Annotated in this window: 1 protein-coding gene; it reads left to right on the forward strand. The window is 47.7% G+C overall.

Annotated elements, in window-relative coordinates:
* Nucleotides 1-123: 123 nt before the first annotated feature.
* Nucleotides 124-824: phage tail domain-containing protein (locus tag DXB92_RS13245; RefSeq protein ID WP_117734229.1), on the forward strand; the 701-nt coding region annotated here is incomplete at its 3' end.

The raw sequence follows: 824 nt of genomic DNA on the forward strand, positions 1-824 counted from the left end.
AACAACCTCGTCTCTAAATTAAATATCATAATTCGTCACACAAATTCCGATTTACAGGGCTAATGCCCCTATCATTTTTATCTATTATATCACACCCCACCAGAAAAAGCAAGGAGGTATCCCATGTATTTCACTCTCATCCTCGAAAACGAATCCGGCGAACAAGTGAATCTGTCCACCACCGCCAACCAATACATGACCTCCAAAATCGAAGGTCTGAATCCGCCTGCCGGAACGATCTCCACATCTTCCTATGCTGGCATGAACGGCAGCTACCTGAATAACGCCTTTATCGAAAAGCGAAACGTGGTCATCTCCTTTGCCATGCGTGGCATCAGCATCGAGAAACGGCGGCATCAGCTGTATCATGTGGTCAAGCCGTCTCGATACATCAAAATCTGGTACAAGACGGCAAACATCGATGTCTATGCCGAGGGGTATGTAGAAACCTGCGAAGTGGAGCATTTCGAGCAGCAAATCAGTGGGCAGATCTCTATTCTCTGTCCGGACATCTACTGGTACAGCCGGGATATTTTCTATGCCTATTACAGCGGCATCACCGGAGCATTTCACTTTCCCTTTCCGGAGAACGATGCTCCGTTTCCTTTGGGTGTGTATTCCAACAGCAACCTGTTCTCTATCACTAATGACGGGGATGAAACCGGATTCACACTGCGAATTGAGGCACTGCCCAGCGACATTCCGCAGGAAGTGGTGGCAGTGACACCGACCATCTACAACGAAAACGGTGAGTATCTGCAAATCAAAGGTGATATTCTGACCGGCGATGTCATTACGGTTACCACGAAAACCGGAAACAAGAC

It is taken from the genome of Ruminococcus sp. OM06-36AC, assembly GCF_003438725.1.
GTDB classification, from domain to species: Bacteria; Bacillota; Clostridia; order Oscillospirales; family Ruminococcaceae; genus Ruminococcus_C; species Ruminococcus_C callidus.